19 protein-coding genes are annotated in these 15,750 nt (G+C 65.7%); 12 read left to right on the top strand and 7 right to left on the bottom strand.

The genetic code is table 11. The annotated features are described in order from the left end of the window. Position 1: 1 nt before the first annotated feature. The 3 genes from VYJ16_RS14760 to VYJ16_RS14770 all read right to left on the bottom strand — a co-directional run bounded on the left by VYJ16_RS14760 (position 2) and on the right by VYJ16_RS14770 (position 1,896). A complete protein-coding gene (locus VYJ16_RS14760; protein ID WP_336351063.1) occupies positions 2-586 on the bottom strand; it encodes an archaellin/type IV pilin N-terminal domain-containing protein in 585 nt (194 codons plus the stop codon). Between the two features lie 220 nt (positions 587-806). Beyond that, the gene (locus tag VYJ16_RS14765; RefSeq protein WP_336351064.1) at positions 807-1,271 is read right to left on the bottom strand and encodes a DUF7500 family protein; all 465 of its coding nucleotides are present in this window, start codon (positions 1,269-1,271) and stop codon (positions 807-809) included. Positions 1,272-1,317: 46 nt separating this feature from the next. Next, complete coding sequence (locus VYJ16_RS14770; RefSeq protein ID WP_336351065.1) at positions 1,318-1,896, bottom strand: archaellin/type IV pilin N-terminal domain-containing protein; 579 nt, start codon at positions 1,894-1,896, stop codon at positions 1,318-1,320. 392 nt (positions 1,897-2,288) lie between these two features. On the opposite strand from VYJ16_RS14770, the gene VYJ16_RS14775 reads away from it, so the two are divergent. The 8 genes from VYJ16_RS14775 (at position 2,289) to VYJ16_RS14810 (ending at position 10,009) form a co-directional block, all read left to right on the top strand. Beyond that, positions 2,289-3,473 (top strand): FlaD/FlaE family flagellar protein, encoded by a 1,185-nt coding sequence (locus VYJ16_RS14775; protein ID WP_336351066.1) that lies wholly within the window; start codon positions 2,289-2,291, stop codon positions 3,471-3,473. A 1-nt stretch (position 3,474) separates the two neighbouring features. Then, positions 3,475-3,906: an archaellum stator protein ArlF gene (gene arlF, locus VYJ16_RS14780; RefSeq protein ID WP_336351067.1), complete on the top strand. Its 432-nt coding sequence runs from the start codon at positions 3,475-3,477 to the stop codon at positions 3,904-3,906. Between the two features lie 96 nt (positions 3,907-4,002). Then, entirely contained in the window at positions 4,003-4,455 is a 453-nt protein-coding gene (gene arlG, locus VYJ16_RS14785) for an archaellum stator protein ArlG (RefSeq protein WP_336351068.1), read from the top strand. Positions 4,456-4,457: 2 nt separating this feature from the next. Continuing rightward, on the top strand, positions 4,458-5,186 hold the full coding sequence (gene arlH, locus VYJ16_RS14790) for an archaellum protein ArlH (RefSeq protein ID WP_465261551.1): 729 nt from the start codon (positions 4,458-4,460) through the stop codon (positions 5,184-5,186). Between the two features lie 7 nt (positions 5,187-5,193). Then, complete coding sequence (locus VYJ16_RS14795) at positions 5,194-6,861, top strand: type II/IV secretion system ATPase subunit (protein ID WP_336351070.1); 1,668 nt, start codon at positions 5,194-5,196, stop codon at positions 6,859-6,861. 4 nt (positions 6,862-6,865) lie between these two features. Continuing rightward, on the top strand, positions 6,866-8,584 hold the full coding sequence (flaJ, locus tag VYJ16_RS14800) for an archaellar assembly protein FlaJ (protein WP_336351071.1): 1,719 nt from the start codon (positions 6,866-6,868) through the stop codon (positions 8,582-8,584). Positions 8,585-8,675: 91 nt separating this feature from the next. Continuing rightward, positions 8,676-9,113, top strand: a complete 438-nt coding sequence (locus VYJ16_RS14805; protein ID WP_336351072.1) for a FlaD/FlaE family flagellar protein — start codon at positions 8,676-8,678, stop codon at positions 9,111-9,113. A gap of 389 nt (positions 9,114-9,502) precedes the next feature. Continuing rightward, entirely contained in the window at positions 9,503-10,009 is a 507-nt protein-coding gene (locus VYJ16_RS14810) for a PadR family transcriptional regulator (protein WP_336351073.1), read from the top strand. A 100-nt stretch (positions 10,010-10,109) separates the two neighbouring features. On the opposite strand, the gene VYJ16_RS14815 is transcribed toward VYJ16_RS14810, so the two are convergent. Both VYJ16_RS14815 and VYJ16_RS14820 read right to left on the bottom strand, forming a co-directional pair. Further along, complete coding sequence (locus VYJ16_RS14815; RefSeq protein ID WP_336351074.1) at positions 10,110-10,547, bottom strand: DUF7112 family protein; 438 nt, start codon at positions 10,545-10,547, stop codon at positions 10,110-10,112. A gap of 239 nt (positions 10,548-10,786) precedes the next feature. Beyond that, positions 10,787-11,197 (bottom strand): 30S ribosomal protein S6e, encoded by a 411-nt coding sequence (locus VYJ16_RS14820; RefSeq protein ID WP_336351075.1) that lies wholly within the window; start codon positions 11,195-11,197, stop codon positions 10,787-10,789. 444 nt (positions 11,198-11,641) lie between these two features. Here VYJ16_RS14820 and VYJ16_RS14825 point away from each other — a divergent pair, with 444 nt between their 5' ends. Next, complete coding sequence (locus tag VYJ16_RS14825) at positions 11,642-11,962, top strand: WNWW family protein (protein WP_465261550.1); 321 nt, start codon at positions 11,642-11,644, stop codon at positions 11,960-11,962. A gap of 236 nt (positions 11,963-12,198) precedes the next feature. Further along, a complete protein-coding gene (locus VYJ16_RS14830) occupies positions 12,199-12,771 on the top strand; it encodes a DoxX family protein (RefSeq protein ID WP_336351077.1) in 573 nt (190 codons plus the stop codon). 46 nt (positions 12,772-12,817) lie between these two features. On the opposite strand, the gene VYJ16_RS14835 is transcribed toward VYJ16_RS14830, so the two are convergent. Then, on the bottom strand, positions 12,818-13,717 hold the full coding sequence (locus VYJ16_RS14835) for a diacylglycerol/lipid kinase family protein (protein WP_336351078.1): 900 nt from the start codon (positions 13,715-13,717) through the stop codon (positions 12,818-12,820). Positions 13,718-13,875: 158 nt separating this feature from the next. On the opposite strand from VYJ16_RS14835, the gene VYJ16_RS14840 reads away from it, so the two are divergent. Continuing rightward, entirely contained in the window at positions 13,876-14,388 is a 513-nt protein-coding gene (locus VYJ16_RS14840) for a TspO/MBR family protein (RefSeq protein WP_336351079.1), read from the top strand. 59 nt (positions 14,389-14,447) lie between these two features. Here the strand turns inward: VYJ16_RS14840 and VYJ16_RS14845 are convergent, their stop codons facing one another. After that, the gene (locus VYJ16_RS14845; RefSeq protein ID WP_336351080.1) at positions 14,448-14,969 is read right to left on the bottom strand and encodes a DUF21 domain-containing protein; all 522 of its coding nucleotides are present in this window, start codon (positions 14,967-14,969) and stop codon (positions 14,448-14,450) included. A gap of 98 nt (positions 14,970-15,067) precedes the next feature. Here VYJ16_RS14845 and VYJ16_RS14850 point away from each other — a divergent pair, with 98 nt between their 5' ends. Then, entirely contained in the window at positions 15,068-15,730 is a 663-nt protein-coding gene (locus VYJ16_RS14850; RefSeq protein WP_336351081.1) for a DUF502 domain-containing protein, read from the top strand. Positions 15,731-15,750 lie beyond the last annotated feature (20 nt).

Consider the following 15,750-nt stretch of genomic DNA (forward strand, 5'->3'; position numbering starts at 1 on the left):
GTTACACGCTCACGTACTCTTCACCGCTGATGGTGTCTGGGACGTTGACGCCGTAGATCGTCGACGCACCGGACTGGTCGACGAACGTGACGGTTGCTTCGCCACCTTCGCTGAGTCCGGATTCGATCGTCTGGGCGCTGACGGTCACGATGAACCGCTCGTCCGTGTCGTCGAGGACGTTGTCACCGTCGCCCGTGAGTTCCGTCGTGTTGAACTGGACGGCGTTGGCGTCCCCGCTCGTGAAGTTGAGCGTCTGGGACGCGGCGTCGGACTGGTAGTTCACCGTGAGGTTCTCCAGGTCGATGTTGCTGGACCCGGCGGACTTCTTGATGGTGAAGTTGAGCCGTTCGACGGTGCCGTCGGTGTCGTTGTCGTGCCCGATGGCGCTGATCACGTCGACTTGGTTGGAGACTTGTGCTTGCGAGTCCGACCCCGTGTCGGAGGCGGTTGACTCGAGCAGTCCGGCGGTGTTGATGAGTACGCCGGCTGCGACCGCGGCGACCAGCACCATGGCAATGAAGATGATCAGGGTGCCGATGCCGACCTGACCGCGGGTATCGTCGTTCGTAGGGTTTTCCACTATCATTCTTTGTCGTGTGGGGATGCGCCCCGAATAGTGCATGCATCCGGGTTACTATCAAGGGGTGTATCAGTTCGGTCGCCGTTTCGGCGCGCGACTCAGGTCTCGAAACGAGACCCAGAACGGCTCCCGTATATCGTTGCCTGCGTGTGGTTCGTGTGATTTCGTTCGAACGAACGCAACCGCTAACAAGTTAGAAAACCTACCAGAAAGTATCAGGGAACGCTCAGAAGTCTAGCTCGGAGGCTGCCCGCAACACCGCGAGCGTCTCCGCAGGATCTGCGTCCGAATCGAGCTGGAGCGCGTACCAGCGTAGCATCTCGGTGAACACCTCCCGAATGTCGTTCGACGTTACCCGACGTCTCGAAACACCGGCCTCGGTTTTGACGGCCAAATCGACTCCGAACCCAGCGGACGACTGCGCTAATGCATCGGTAGGCGACGGCGACCCGTCGGTCACCACCTGACCCCCATCGGAGCGGGTCTGGCGTGCTCGCCCACCACTCGCCGACGACCCAGTCCCGCCAGTAGAGACGAGGTAGCGGTCGTCGTCGAGCTGCCGAACGTGCTCGTCGTCGTCGAGCGCGAGCTCGTCGGGCGACAGCACGCCCCCGGACCGCTCCGAGGACCTGCCGTCGCTGCGAGCGCGTTCGGGCGTCGTGTCGTTCGTGTCGGGTTCGTTCGTGGTCATACGTTGTTTTCTATCGTGTGCCCGCGAGGGACACCGCCGGCGGTCATCAGACTTTCACGTACTCTTCGTCGCTGATCGTCTGCGGGACGTTCACTCCGTATAGTGACTTCGCTCCGGACGCAGTGACGATCGTGATCATTGCCTTCTCACCGGGTTGTAGACCAGTGCCGCCTTCGAGGTCGGCGTCGGTGACGTCTATACGCAATACGATACGGTCGTCTCGGCTGGTCAGGACCTTCGAATCTGAGGTGTTATCCGTGTTCCACAGCGTCACCGCTGAATCCGTGGACTTCAGACTCTTCGCTGCGTTGTCCGAGATGTACTCGAACGACGCTTTCTCCAGGTCCATGTCGCCGGCACCAGCTGCCTTCATCAACGTCAGATTCAGGTGCGAGACGGTTTTAGCCGACGTGTCGACTTCACCGACCGCGCTGACGACGATGATGTGATTGGAGACCTGTGCTTGCGAGTCCTGACTGGTATCAGACGCCTTCGCTTCGAGCATCCCCGCCGTGTTGATGAGGACACCTGCCGCGACGGCTGCGACCAAGACCATCGCTATGAAGATGATCAGGGTCCCGATACCGACTTGACCGCGTCTGTCGTGTGCTTCGGGTACGTGCATCGGTAGTTCACCATCCGTGAACGAACGTACCCGACTCAGGTGCGGCCTCGCGTGAGGACGCACTGTCCCCGACTCGGCCGTCCGTCGGCCGCAGGGCCGGACTGCTCGCTGGTCGTCCGCTGACGACCGGGAGCGGCCACGAGCCCCGCGCCGGGGCGAGTCGGGAAGGTTCATCACGAGATACGGGGGGAGTGCCCCCGAGTACGTGAACGCGAGTTCGGTTATTCAAGACGTGTATGCCCTCGTTGGCCGATTCGAGTCTCGACTCACGCCTCGAAACGCGGAGCGAGGGTGTGCGCGCTTCTTTAGTCATCTGTACGGTACTGACAGGTGGCGTATCCGGTATCGCTCGGGCAGACTCGCTCGAATCACGACCACGAATCACACCACAGATGGGACTTCGAGACGTCCTCGCCGACTTCCTGAGTTCGGAGGGGAGCCAAGACCGCGCTGGCCGCGACGACGCCAGCGGTGGCTCCGACTCCGACTCGATCGACGCGCAGGGGAGCGAGGACGCGTCGGGTCCGCCCGAGTCCAGTTTCGACGTCGAGCTCGAGGAACTCGACCAGGAGGAGCAAGTCGAGGCGCTCGAAGGACGCCTCGACGAGATGGAAGGCAGCATGCAGCAGAACCAGTCCGAGCTGGAGACCATCAAGGGCTCCCAGCAGGACGTCGCCGAGCAACTGAACGAGGTGAACGACACCGTCCGCCAGCTGCTCGGAATCTACGACCAGTTGACCGCGGACGTGAATCCGTTCATGGAAGGACCGACGCGCGACGCCGACCCGGACGCGGACGGGTTCGGTGTCGTCGGCGGCGAGGAACCGGATCCGGACGGCGAGGTCGTGGAGGCGGTCGTCGACGGCGCGGACGCCGACGACGAGGAAGGCGAGGAAGACGACGCGGAGGCGGAGGCGGAGGCGACGGAAGACGACGCGGCGACGGTCGGCCTGGACGACCTCCGCGCGGAGTACGACGAGGCCGGCGACGAGGAGGCGGCGGCCGACGAGGAGGCGGCTGCGGCGTCGGACGACGGCGGGACCGTCGCCGTCGAGGAGGACGCGGCGGCTGCCGGGGCGAGACAGGACGATGAACCAGTCGATAACGAGATCGAGGTCGAACCGACGACGGCCGAGGAATCGATGAGTCAACACGACCCGGAACCGACGAGTCAACGCAGTCAGCTCGACGACGCTCGACGCGACGCCAGCACGTGGCGCGACGACGGCGATTCGCGGGAGCACGAGGGCGGCCGGTCGGCCGACGCGGTCGCGCTCGCCGGGCTCGCGGACACGTACGCGACGGAGATAATCGTCTTCGAGTGGTTGACGAGTCTCGTGTCGACGGCGGGGCCGGCGGCGACGCTCCGCGCGGTCGCGTACTACGAGGAGATCGGGTGGATCAGTCCACGAGTCAAGGCGTACCTGGAGTCCGTCATCTCGGGGCCGGACCTCGACATGAACGTCGACCCGAGCCGCGACCCGAACGAACTCACCGCGGAGGATCACGCAGAGAGCTACGAGTACATCATGAAGCTGGACGCGGTCCAGCGGACCATCGACGACACGGGGTTATAGGATGGGTTTCAGTACGAGCGGGTCGATGGCGGTCCTGTTCGTCGGCGTCCTGATAGCGATCAGTACCGCGTACCCGATGATGAGTACCGCGAACGAGCGCGTGCAGACCGCGGTCGACGACCGCGGCGACCGCGGGCTCTCCCAGCGGAACTCCGACATCGACCTGGGGAACGTGACGTACAACGCGACGACGGACACGCTCGTGGTGCGCGTGAACAACACGGGGTCGCGGACGCTGTCCGTGGCGGACACGGACGTGCTCGTCGACGGCGCGTACCGGCAGGGGTACGCGACGAGCGTCGACGGCGACGGCTCGCGCACCATCTGGGTGCCCGGCGAGACGCTGCGCATCGAGGTGTCGACGTCGACGCGACCGGATCGCGTGAAGGTCGTCACCGAGTTCGGGATCGCCGAAACGGAGACCGACATATGAATACGCATAGCACGGACGGTCGAACGAGTTCGCTGGGACGGGGCCAGGACGGCGAGGCGTCATCGAGCGCGACCGTCGACGGCGGAGGTGGTCGCGATGGCGAGTAGCTCCGTCTCCAGTCTCATCCTGTTCATCGCGGCGATGATCATCGCGGCGAGCGTCGCCGGGACGATGGTGACGAACGTCGCGGAGGTGAGTAACGCGATAGACACGCGGAGCGTCGACGCCGAGCAACGCATCGACACCGAGATAGAGATCATCTCCGACCCGGGGTCGAGCGCGGTGTACGACGACCCGAACGCGACGGTGTCCGTCCTCGTGAAGAACACGGGCTCGAACACGCTCCCGGACGAACCCGGGAAGATCGACGTCCTCGTCGACGGCCAGTACGTCCCCGCGAGCGACCAGGGACTGACCGTCCTCGACGGGTCGAGCTGGCGGCCGGGAACGGTGCTACGTCTCGAGGTCGACGAGTCGCTGTCGCCGGGCGAGCACCGCGTCGTACTCGTAATCAACGGCGACCGGGAGGTGTTCACCTTCTACGTATGAAGGTGAACGGTCACTACTCGCTCGGCCTGGAGGACACCGACCGCGTGAATCACGCCGTCGGCGGCGGCATCCCCGAAGGCAGCCTCGTGCTCATCGAGGGCGTCGACGGCGCCGGGAAGTCCGTGTGGACCCAGCGGATGTGTTACGGGATGGCCGAGGAGGACACGTACATCGCGTACGTGTCCACGGAGCTGACGGCCGCGGACTTCATGCAGCAGATGCACTCGCTGTCGTACGACATCGTCGAACACATGCTCTCCGGGCAGGTGCTGTTCCTGCACGCGGACGTGGACACGCACCGCGGCGGCGACCGCCGCGAACTCCTGTCGAAGCTCACGGAACCGAGCACGCTCTGGCAGGGCGACGTCATCGTCGTCGACGCGTTCAGTGCGTTCCTCCGGAACGACCCGCGGTTCGACGCGATCGCCGCGCACGGCGACGAGGACCACGAGATGGAGAGCGTCCTCACGTTCCTGCAGGGCATGACGAGCCGCGGGAAGACGGTCGTCCTGACCGCGGACCCGGAGGCGACGACCGAGCGCGCGCTGCGCCCGATCCGGAGCACCGCGGACGTCTTCATGCAGATCGAGACGGAGGAGGTCGGACAGGAGATCCGGCGGAACGTTCGCGTCCGCCGGTTCTCGAACATGAAGCAGCCAGTTGACGACGGGATCGCGTTCAACGTCCAGCAGGGGCGTGGACTGACCATCGTGAACCGGACGATCGCCTAACACACCTATGTCAGAACACGGCACGCAGCGGATGACGACGCAGTTGCGCGAGCACGCCGACGACTACCCGCACCTCCAGAATCACCTGGCGGAGTTCCACGCGGAGTTCGGCGAGTACCCGCTGTTCGTCGAGAACGTCGGCGACTACGAGGCGGACCGACCGAACGTCTGCTATCGCATCAGTGACGAGGTGTTCGTGCAGGTGTACGGCGACCTCGGCGTGAGTACGACGTACTACTGTATCGAACCGCAACTCGACGAACAGCAGCGCGAGGTGTACGCGCAGGCGCGCCAACGCATCCTCGACCGGAGCGTCTCGCGGCCGGCGCCGAACGACGACGACGAGTTCGAGGCGCACCTGGATGCACTCCTCGACGAGGTGGTGTCGGTCGGTGGCGCCATCGGGTCGCTCTCCGGTGGGCTCGGCGGGTCCGTCACGGTCGACCAGCGCACGTACGAAGCGCTCCGATACCACCTCCAGCGCGACATCGTCGGCCTCGGCCCGCTCAACCCCGTGATGCAGGACCCGCAGAACGAGGACATCCACGTCATCGGGCCGCACCAGTGCAACATCGACCACGGGACGTTCGGGATGGTGGAGACGAACGTCGACTTCGGGGACCCGGACGCGTTCAACACGTGGCTGCGGAACATGGGCGAACGGATGGACTCGCCCATCTCGGACTCGAACCCGATCGTGGACTCGACGCTCCCGGACGGGTCGCGTATCAACATCATCTACTCCGACGACGTCTCCGTGAAGGGCCCGTCGCTCACCATCCGCCAGGGCGACGACATCCCGCTGTCGATATTCCAGATCACGAAGTGGGGGACGCTGTCCCCCGAACTGTCGGCGTACCTCTGGCTCTGCCTGGAGAACGAGCAGACGGTGTTCGTCGTCGGCGAGACCGCCTCGGGGAAGACGACGACGCTGAACGCGAGCCTGTCGTTCATCCCGCAGGACTCGAAGATATACACCGCGGAGGACACCGCCGAGGTCATCCCACCCCACGACACGTGGCAGCAACTCCTCACCAGGGAGGGCCAGGGCGAGGACGAGTCGAGCGACGTCGACATGTTCGACCTGGTCGCGGCCGCACTCCGGTCGCGCCCGGACTACATCATCGTCGGAGAGGTTCGTGGTGCGGAAGGCCAGATGGCGTTCCAGGCCGCCCAGACGGGCCACCCCGTGATGCTCACGTTCCACGCGTCGGATATCGTCTCGATGATCCAGCGGTTCACGGGCGCCCCGATCAACGTCCCGGAGACGTTCATGGACAACTGCGACGTCGCGCTCTTCCAGAACCGCGTGAAGCAAGGCGACGACGTCCTCCGCCGAGTCACCTCGGTGCAGGAGATCGAGGGATACTCCGATTACGAGGACGGCGTCATCACGCGCCAGGCGTTCAACTGGGATCCGCGCGAGGACAACGTCGAGTTCACGGGGCGGAACAACTCGTACGTCCTCGAGGAGCAGATCGCGACGCTACTCGGGTACAACGACACGCGGAAGATATACGACGAACTCGACCGGCGCGCGGAGATCATCCGCCAACTCATCGACGCGGACGTCCTCGGGTATCACGAGGTCAACGACGCCATCGAGGGCTACCAGCGGGACGGCATGGAGGGCCTCCCGATAGACATCACTGGATTGCAGAGCGTGACGATGTAACATCATGTCGACGGCAGCACAACCGGACAGCGAGATATCCATCCGAACGGTCCTCGAGGACCTCCAGCAGTCCTACCGGCGGATGGACATGCCGATGCGGACGTACCTGCTCGTGGTCGTGCTGCCGTCCGTCCTGTTCGCCGTCGGGTCGATCGCGGCGGCGCTCATCGTCTCGCTCCCGCTCACGGTCGCCGGACCACTCGTCGGCCTCGGCGTGTTCGCGGTGTTCGCCGCACTCCTCTACCCGAAAGCCGTCCAGGACCGGAGTCGCAAACAGATACGGCAGCGGTTCCACCTGTTCCTCACGCACATCACGGTCCTGTCGATGACGAACATCAATCGCGTCCAGATCTTCCGTACCTTGGCGGGCGAGGAGGAGTACCAGGCGCTCGCCGACGAGATGGGGCACCTGGTCGCGCTCGTCGACACGTGGAATCAGAGTCTCGACGACGCGTGCCGGATGCGCGCGAACCAGGTGAACTCCGACCTCCTCAGCGACTTCCTCGAACGCCTCGCGTACACGGTCGGGAGCGGCCAGCAGATAAGCGAGTTCCTGATGGACGAACAGGACTCCATCATCCAGCAGTTCGTCATCCGGTACGAGGCGGACCTGAACAAGCTCGACGTGATGAAGGAGCTGTACCTGTCGATGATGCTGTCGACCGCGTTCGTCCTCGTGTTCGCGATCGTCATCCCGGTCATCGTCGGCATCGACCCGACGATAGCGGTCGGCGCCGTCATCGGGCTGTTCGTCATCGTCCAGGCCGGGTTCGTGTACGCGGTCCACACCATCTCACCGAACGACCCGCTGTGGTACCGCGAACCGGAGTCGTTGACGTACCCGCTCGGGTACGTGAAGGCGCGGCTCGCGCTCGGTATCGGGCTGTCTATCGTGCTGGCGGCGGCGGTCGGCGTCGTCCTCCTCGGGTACGCGCCGGTCTCGACGGACGTCCTGCCGTTGCCGGTGATGGTCGCGCTCCCGGTGACGCCACTCATCATCCCCGGGTGGAGCGTTCGGCGCGAGGAACGGCGCGTGCAGGTTCGCGACGAGGAGTTCCCGAGTTTCGTGCGCGCGCTCGGCGCGGTCGAGTCCGTCAAGCAGTCCTCGACGGGGAGCGTCCTCGAATCGCTCCGGAAAAAGGACTTCGGGGCGCTCACGGAGAACATCGACAACCTCTACAAGCGCCTGCACATGCGCATCGACACCACGCGCTCGTGGCATCTGTTCGCCGCCGAGACCGGGTCGTTCCTCATCCAGAAGTTCGGTGACATGTACGTCGAGGGGCGTCGGATGGGTGGCGAACCGAAGCACCTCGGGCAGGTCATCTCGCGGAACCACAGCGAGGTCATGAAGGTCCGCGAGCAACGCAAGCAGGCGACGACGACGCTCATCGGCGTCCTCTACGGGTTGACGGCGGCGTCGGTGTTCGCGTTCTTCGTCGGACTGGAGACCGTCGAGATGATGATCACCATCATGGACGAGATGGGTGACCTCGGTCGGATGAGTTTCCTCATCAACGTCGAGGGATACGACCTCCAGGTCATCGAGTTCCTCCTGCTCCTGACGGTCCTCCTGAACGCGCTCCTGTCGTCCGTGATGGTGCGCGTGAGTGACCGCGGTCACCAGGTGAGTGGGTACGTGCACTTCGTGATGCTGACGTGGACGGGCGCGCTCACCGCGGTCGTGACGCGCATGGTCGTCGACGCCCTCATCACGGTCTAACCGCCTTCCGGCGACGGTTCCCCGGGGGACGACTCAGGTCTCGATTTCACGCGACGCTTGAAGTGGACGGCGGTGGTGTGTTCGTGCAAGGATGGAGCGCGAGAAACCGTATCTCGGTTCGATATCGCAGTCCGCGGACCGGATGGAGACGACGATGCAGTGGGCTCGGTATCTCGGCGAGACGTTCGGGACGAGTGGCGCGCTGAACTGTCTGCGGTACTACGAGCGCCTCGGGTGGATATCGAGCGAGGTCCGCGAGGAGATGATCCGGTACATCCGCGGACTGTCGCTCTCGGAGATCCACAACAAGAAGTACGACGAGCCGGCGACGCTCGAGTATCCCCTCGAGACGCTCTCTGGGACGCCGTTCGGGACGCACGCGCGGTCGCTGAAGTACGTCGCGAAGATCGCGGGGGACGACCTCGAGGAGCACCTGATGCTCGCGCGGCTCGCGGAGCGGCGCGTGGACAAGCAACTCGGTGATCGGAGTGCGCGCAAGGAGGTCATCGAAGCGATCGGCGACGATTGAGTCGTCGCTCGTGCGCTCGCGGGCGTGAGCGAGCTCGCGTGGGCGTGGTTCTGGCTCGCACCCATCTCCTGCTTGTGATTCACGCTCACGCACGAGGTTAAGACAGATTACGTATACACTAACTATTCGTTTTTAGTTTCTGAGTCGGGTCTCGATTCCACAGAACCCACCATATACCCCATATAGAAGACGATTAGACCATATTCGAGACAGTTAGTCTACGCTCGGAGCCGCCGGAATAAACCTGTCACTTACCATATAACGGCCACACCACTTATGTGGGATAGCTACAATGTACGAGTGTACTCTGGAACGGTCTCTTGACACGCTACGTGGGTACGTGGGTCGTGTCTCAGGGGGAGGCCGGTTCGGAGGGAAGGTGACGACTGATGTACGAGGAATCCGACAACGCACAAAGCGTGTTCAACGAGTTGACCGCATCGGCAACGAACGACACCGACGAGAGCAACGAGGTGGAGTTGCTCATCGGGTCGACGCCGAAGGCGGACGACAAGACCGTCGAGCGCGAGCTCGACGAAATGCTCGACGACGTCCGGGCGGCACTCCCGACCGACGACGTCGACTTCGAGGAGGACATCGTCAAGGAGAACCTGGACGAGATCCTCCTGATGCTCATCTCGCTCCGCGGCGAGACCCACGGGAAGGAACTCATCTCCGACCTCACGCGGCTGTTCGACGCACAACTCAGCCCCGGAACGGTGTACCCGAGCCTCCACCAGCTCGAGGAGGAGGACATCCTGAAGATGCACAAGAAGGTGCGGACGAAGGAGTACTCCATCGACGGCGAACGCGAGGTCCGCGAGACCGTCGAACGCACGATGGTCCAGCACCTCGCCTTCGGCTTCCTGCTGTACTCGTTCCTCCCTCGCCTCTAGCACACCCTCTTCTACTCGACTCGACCCACTCCCCGAGTGGCGACCCCAGTCGCCCGACGCGCTCGTCGACGGCGCTCGATCCTGACCGCTCGAACGACCATCACTCGCCGCGTTCGACCTGCTCCGCGATGTCCGCGAGACTCTCGTCGGGCGCCTCGTGCGCCGTGTAGAACGACTTCTCACCGGGCGCACGCAGCCCGTACAGGAATCCCTCCTCGACGACGTCCACGAGCACGGACCCGCCCGGCTGGCGGTTCACGTCCTCGCACCACGCCGCCAGGCGGTCCTCGCCGGAGCGGTCGCGCGCCTCGTCGGGCGTGTCGAACGCACCAGCGAGCAGGTACGTGTCGTCCGTGAGATGCCGCTTGATCTCCGCGTGACGCGTGTCGCCGTCGACGACCACCCGCACGACCTCCCCAGCAGGGAACCGATCCATCTCGTCCGCGGGTATCTCCACCCGCAACCGATCCATCGCACCGTGCTTCACGAGCGTCGCTCGCACCGTCGGCACGGCATCCGAAGAAACGCGGTCGGCCATACGACCTCTGCGTGACGGCGACGCCTAAACCCGTCGCTCCCGACGAATCAACTCCGAGAACACGCACACGCCCGATTCCGACCGTACTCGCCGCCGAGACGACGACGCGACGACAGCGCTCGTCGGGTCGCAACGACCACGCCGGACGCGCCGCTATCGAGTTCGAGAAGCAGGAGTCCGATGCGCGCCGAGGGCGACGCCCTCAGGAAACCTACGACGCACCGACTCCGGGAACGGCGTTACTCGTCCGCTTCGTCTTCGTCGTCCTCGAGCCCGAGAAGGGACTCGACGGACTCCTCGCCGGCTTCGGCGACGGTGACGTTGATCTGGACGACCGCGTCACTGATCTCGCTCCCGCGGACGGTGAGGCGCTTTCGCTTCCCGTCGCGGTCCTGATTGTAGCCGACGCCATCCTCCTTCATCAGGACCTCCTTGAGGTTCGGGCCCGCGACGTCGCCGCTCATCGGGCGACCAGCCTCGTCGCTCCCGCCCGTGATCTCGAGCGTGTACCCGTCGAGTCCGAGAGCGCCGCCGTCGACCTCGTCACCGATCGTCTTCCCGACGAAACGGTTCGCATCCTGTCCATCGACCTCGAGCTGGTGCGCGAGCCCCGACTCGGGGTCGCCAACCACGACGTTGAAACTAGGCATAGAAGGACTCAGACGGAGCGCGTAAAAAACACCATCGAAACCCAGCTCACGGCCACATCAACGCGAACAACCGCGCAACGCCCGCTCCCGCAGCGATTCCGCACCGCAACTGCGACCACCGCCGTCGCACCCCCACCGCCACCGCACAGCGACCGCAACGGAACCGGCGGCCTGGCGGCCCCCGGACGCTGGGAGAGTCGAGAAGCCCCCGGACGCTCGGTGAGTCGGTTCCACCCGAACCGGCGGCCTGGCGGCCGCCGGATGCTCGGAGAGTCGAGAGGCCCCCGGACGCTCGGTGAGTCAGTTCCACCCGAACCGGCGGCCTGGCGGCCGCCGGACGCTAGGAGAGTCGAGAAGCCCCCGGACGCTCGGTGAGTCGGTTCCACCCGAACCGACGGCCTGGCGGCCGCCGGATGCTCGGAGAGTCCGTGGGCCGACGCACGTATGGGGGCCGCGCTCGTATCTGGTATCGTGAAGCCGGGTCGATTGGAGCTCGAACTGGAACGCGAGTACGGCGGCGAGTCTCGCGTGGTCGTTCGCCAGGCCGTCGACCTCCGGGACAGCGGATACTATCGCGAGGACGCCGGCTGCGACCTGACCGCGGACGTCATCGTCGACCACCTCTCGGACGCGCCCGACGACTGCACGGACGCCGTCGAACGCTGGAACTGGTGGGTCGGGTCGCTCGCGCTCGCGTACGGCAACCGGTACGCGCAGTTCACCATCCGCCGCCCACCGGACGTCGGGAAGGACCCGTACCGGTAGCGTGGCGTGAACCAGCAGGCGTCCCCCACGCCCGAACCAGCCGCCGGACGGCGTGATCCACGGCCGAACCAGCCTAACCTGTTCGGTGTCCTAACTCGTTCGGTACGACAGCTCCGCGTCGCAGTTGTATTCGCCTTCAGGGCCCATTTCGTCCGGTTAAGACGGTTCTAACGCCGCTCCGGCAGATATGAAAGAACTGCATCAATTATACCGTTGGTTGGTGACAGGCCACATGCATGGCAACGCAAGACAGACTCGAGACGGAGATCTTCGGTCGCGGCGTCACGTTCGAATACTCGGAGCACTGGGTCGGGTACTCGATGTTCCTCATGCGGGTTGTGATGGGCTGGGTGCTGTTCCAGGGTGGCGTGACGAAACTCGTCACGTACCTCGACGGGGACCCCGCGAACGACTGGACGGCCGCGGGCTTCCTCCAGAACGCCGTCCCCGAAGGCAACCCCTTCGGCGGACTCTGGATGGACATGGCAGGCAGCCCCCTCATCGACATGCTGAACATGTGGGGCCTGACACTCGCCGGGGCTGCGCTCATCCTCGGTGCGTTCGTCCGATTCAGCGCGTTCTGGGGCGCCATCATGATGCTGTTCTACTGGGCCGCAGCGCTCGAAGGCGGCCTCATGGCCGGGCTGCCGCTGGCGCACGGCTGGGTCGTCGACGACCACATCGTGTACGCCGTGCTCCTGTTCGGGCTCGGCGCGTTCGGCGCCGGCCGCATCCTCGGGCTCGACGCACGCATCGAGCGACTCGACGTCGTCCAGAACAACTCCTGGCTGAAGTACCTCCTCGGATAGACCACCAGCGGGTGAACGAGCCCGCTCTCGTCGCTCGACCCCGCCCTCAGACCGGGTCGGGGTCGTAGGCGTCGCCGACGCGGAGGTCGAGCGCGCCCTCGCGGACCGACAGGTCCAGACCGTCGTGCTCGGCGAGCTCGCCGTCGCGACTGAACCGGATCGGGTTGTCGGCGGTGACGTTGAGGTTGCTCGCCTGCAGGTGCGTCACGCCAGGCGTGTCCTGCCCGAGCAGTCGCTGACCGAGCGCCTCGGCCACCGCGTTCGCCGCCGGCATCTGCTCGACGACCGCCACGTCGAACAGGCCGTCCTCCATGTCTCCCTGTCCGCCCTCGGCGACGAACCGGCGCGCGTTCCCGACGAGCAAGCACAGCGCCTCGCCCGTCCACGCCTCGGTCCCCGCGTCGGTGTCCGCCTCCAGTTCGATGTCGATACCGTTCCACTCGATCGCCTCCTGCGCGCCCGTGACGACGAACGCGAGCGGGCCGAGGCGCGCCTTCAGGTCGCTGCTCGCGGACAGGCTCGCGTCCGCCGGGAACCCCGCGATGGTGGAGACGAGGAACGGCTCGCCGTCCGCGAACCCGACGTCGACCCGCCGGACGTCGCCGGTGTCCGCCACCTCGACGCCGGTACGGATGTCCGGGACTCCGATGTTGCCCGCGAGGAGGTTCGCGGTCCCGACCGGGACGACCGAGAGCGTCACGTCCCCGAGTCCGCCCGCGTCCGCGAGCCCTCGCACGACCTCGTTGATGGTGCCGTCGCCGCCGCAGACGCAGACCTCCGAGACGCCGTCCGCGACCGCGTCCCGCCCGAACGCGACAGCGTCGCCCTCGCCCCCGGTGCGTTCGACCTCGAACCCGCGCCCGACGAGCAGGCGCTCGACGTACTCCGCGTGGTCGCCGCTGCCACTCACCGGATTCACGACCGCGCGACGCGACCCCTGGTACACGCCAGCAGCCAGGGTGCCGGCGACAGTAATTCCATCGACTCGACGAGCGCGAACCCCGGTCGCCGGGTGAACGGCCCCGAGGGGACCAGTCCGACGGCCGTCCGTCCCCGCACCGCTTGCACGGTCGTTTTATCCGGAAGGAACGCGTGTAAATCGGTATGGGCACGCCGTCCGTCGACGCACCCGTCGGTGACGACCTCGACCGAGGGGACGTCCCCGGGCTCCTCGCCGCCATCGTCGCGACGAACCTCGCGGGCGGGCTCCCCGCGGCGTTCACCGCGGGCGACGTCGCGTCCTGGTACCCGACGCTCGCCGCGCCGCCGCTGACGCCACCATCGTGGGTGTTCGGGCCGGTTTGGACCGCCCTGTTCGCCGCCATCGGCGCCGCCGCGTACCTCGTCTACCGTCGACGCGACCACCCGATGCGGACGCGCGCACTCGCCGCGTTCGGCGTCCAGCTCGCGCTGAACGTCTCCTGGTCGTTCGCGTTCTTCGGCGCACAGTCGCCCGCCGCGGGGCTCGCGGTCATCCTCGCACTCGACGTCGCCATCCTCGCCACGATGGCGCTGTTCGACCGCGTCGACCGCCGCGCGACCGCGCTCATGCTTCCCTACCTCGCGTGGGTGCTGTTCGCGACGTACCTCACGGTCGGGTTCTGGACGCTGAACTAGCGACGCCTCGACCGACGACGCCGCGGTTCTCGCTCGTCGACCGACGAGACCGAGTCGTCTCACTCGTCGAGGTACGGCTCCTCGATGCGCTGGTCGCCGCCGACGAAGCCCGTCAGCCGGCGCGTGCTCTCGTCGAACACCGTCACGACCGGGCCGAGCGCGCGTTCGACGAGCGAGAGCGGGCGGGCGACGCGGAGACTCCACTGTTCGGCGTGCCCGAGCCCGTACGCCTTCGGGACTATCTCGCCGAACACGAGGACGAGGACGGTCGCGGCGAGCGTCGCGACGACGACCGCGAGCCCCGAGGGCACGAACTCGGCGACGAGGAGCGTGACGATGCTGGAGATGGCGACGTTCACGACGTTGTTCCCGACGAGTATCGTGACGAGGAGTCGATGCGGGTCGTCGAGGAGCGCTCGCAGCGTGCGTTCGTCGGTCGATTCGCCGTCGGCGGCGAGCCCCGTCACCCAGTCGTCGGTGAGCGAGAACAACGCGGACTCGCTACTGGAGAATAACGCGCTGACGACGACGAGCACGGCGACGGCGAGCAACGACGGGACGAGCGTCGAGACTGCGTTCATACCACCACGTTGCTCGGCGCCCGCTTGAAAGTGGGCCGGCCCTCGCCCCGGCGGCGCGACGCCAGCATCCCTATCCACGTCCACCCCGATACGTCGGTATGCGAGTCACCGACGCACTGAAGAGCAGTTTCGTCTCCGGCATGATACTCATCGCGCCGCTGGCGCTCACGCTGTACGTCCTTCGGCTCCTCGTGAACTGGTCGCTCCAGTTCGTCGACCCGTTCGTCGCCGGGACGGAACTCACGCGGTACACCGCCAACGACAGGGTCGCCGCGCAACTGCTGGCCGCCGCCATCATCGTTGCGAGCATCACGCTCCTGGGCTACCTCGCGAAGAAGAGCATCGGCCGGCACCTGTTCGGGAACGTCGGCCGCATCGTGAACGTCATCCCGCTGTTCTCCACCATCTACCTGAACATCCGGCAGGTCGCGGACTCGCTGGTCGAACGAAAAACCGCCTACGAGAGCGTCGTCCTCGTCGAGTACCCGCGCGAGGGCGTGTACTCGATCGGCCTCGTCACCGGCGAGAGTCCGAGTTCGGTCGAGGAGTTCGCCGGCGAGGACGTCTACAACGTCTTCCTCCCGAACAGCCCGAACCCGACCGCCGGCCGCCTCGTCCTCCTCCCCGAGGATCAAGTGCACGAGATAGACATGAGCGTCCGTCGCGGGATGCGCCTCATCGTCACCACCGGCGTCGGCGACGACGGCCCGACGCCCGTCACCACCGACCCGAGCGCGTTCCCGGACGCGAACGCGGATTAGCTCGCGACGACTCGCCGAAC

Origin of the sequence: Halorubellus litoreus (genome assembly GCF_037081675.1) — an archaeon.
Taxonomy (GTDB): Archaea; Halobacteriota; Halobacteria; order Halobacteriales; family Natrialbaceae; genus Halorubellus; species Halorubellus litoreus.

Bases quoted from the DNA above. Each gene is read 5' to 3' on its own strand.
- VYJ16_RS14815 (WP_336351074.1), bottom strand. From the start codon at position 10,547: ATGGCCGACCGCGTTTCTTCGGATGCCGTGCCGACGGTGCGAGCGACG.
- VYJ16_RS14775 (WP_336351066.1), top strand. From the start codon at position 2,289: ATGGGACTTCGAGACGTCCTCGCCGACTTCCTGAGTTCGGAGGGGAGC.
- VYJ16_RS14845 (WP_336351080.1), bottom strand. From the start codon at position 14,969: ATGAACGCAGTCTCGACGCTCGTCCCGTCGTTGCTCGCCGTCGCCGTG.
- VYJ16_RS14760 (WP_336351063.1), bottom strand. From the start codon at position 586: ATGATAGTGGAAAACCCTACGAACGACGATACCCGCGGTCAGGTCGGC.
- VYJ16_RS14805 (WP_336351072.1), top strand. From the start codon at position 8,676: ATGGAGCGCGAGAAACCGTATCTCGGTTCGATATCGCAGTCCGCGGAC.
- VYJ16_RS14825 (WP_465261550.1), top strand. From the start codon at position 11,642: ATGGGGGCCGCGCTCGTATCTGGTATCGTGAAGCCGGGTCGATTGGAG.
- VYJ16_RS14840 (WP_336351079.1), top strand. From the start codon at position 13,876: ATGGGCACGCCGTCCGTCGACGCACCCGTCGGTGACGACCTCGACCGA.
- arlG (WP_336351068.1), top strand. From the start codon at position 4,003: ATGGCGAGTAGCTCCGTCTCCAGTCTCATCCTGTTCATCGCGGCGATG.
- VYJ16_RS14850 (WP_336351081.1), top strand. From the start codon at position 15,068: ATGCGAGTCACCGACGCACTGAAGAGCAGTTTCGTCTCCGGCATGATA.
- flaJ (WP_336351071.1), top strand. From the start codon at position 6,866: ATGTCGACGGCAGCACAACCGGACAGCGAGATATCCATCCGAACGGTC.
- VYJ16_RS14765 (WP_336351064.1), bottom strand. From the start codon at position 1,271: ATGACCACGAACGAACCCGACACGAACGACACGACGCCCGAACGCGCT.
- VYJ16_RS14820 (WP_336351075.1), bottom strand. From the start codon at position 11,197: ATGCCTAGTTTCAACGTCGTGGTTGGCGACCCCGAGTCGGGGCTCGCG.
- VYJ16_RS14810 (WP_336351073.1), top strand. From the start codon at position 9,503: ATGTACGAGGAATCCGACAACGCACAAAGCGTGTTCAACGAGTTGACC.
- VYJ16_RS14770 (WP_336351065.1), bottom strand. From the start codon at position 1,896: ATGCACGTACCCGAAGCACACGACAGACGCGGTCAAGTCGGTATCGGG.
- VYJ16_RS14830 (WP_336351077.1), top strand. From the start codon at position 12,199: ATGGCAACGCAAGACAGACTCGAGACGGAGATCTTCGGTCGCGGCGTC.
- VYJ16_RS14795 (WP_336351070.1), top strand. From the start codon at position 5,194: ATGTCAGAACACGGCACGCAGCGGATGACGACGCAGTTGCGCGAGCAC.
- arlF (WP_336351067.1), top strand. From the start codon at position 3,475: ATGGGTTTCAGTACGAGCGGGTCGATGGCGGTCCTGTTCGTCGGCGTC.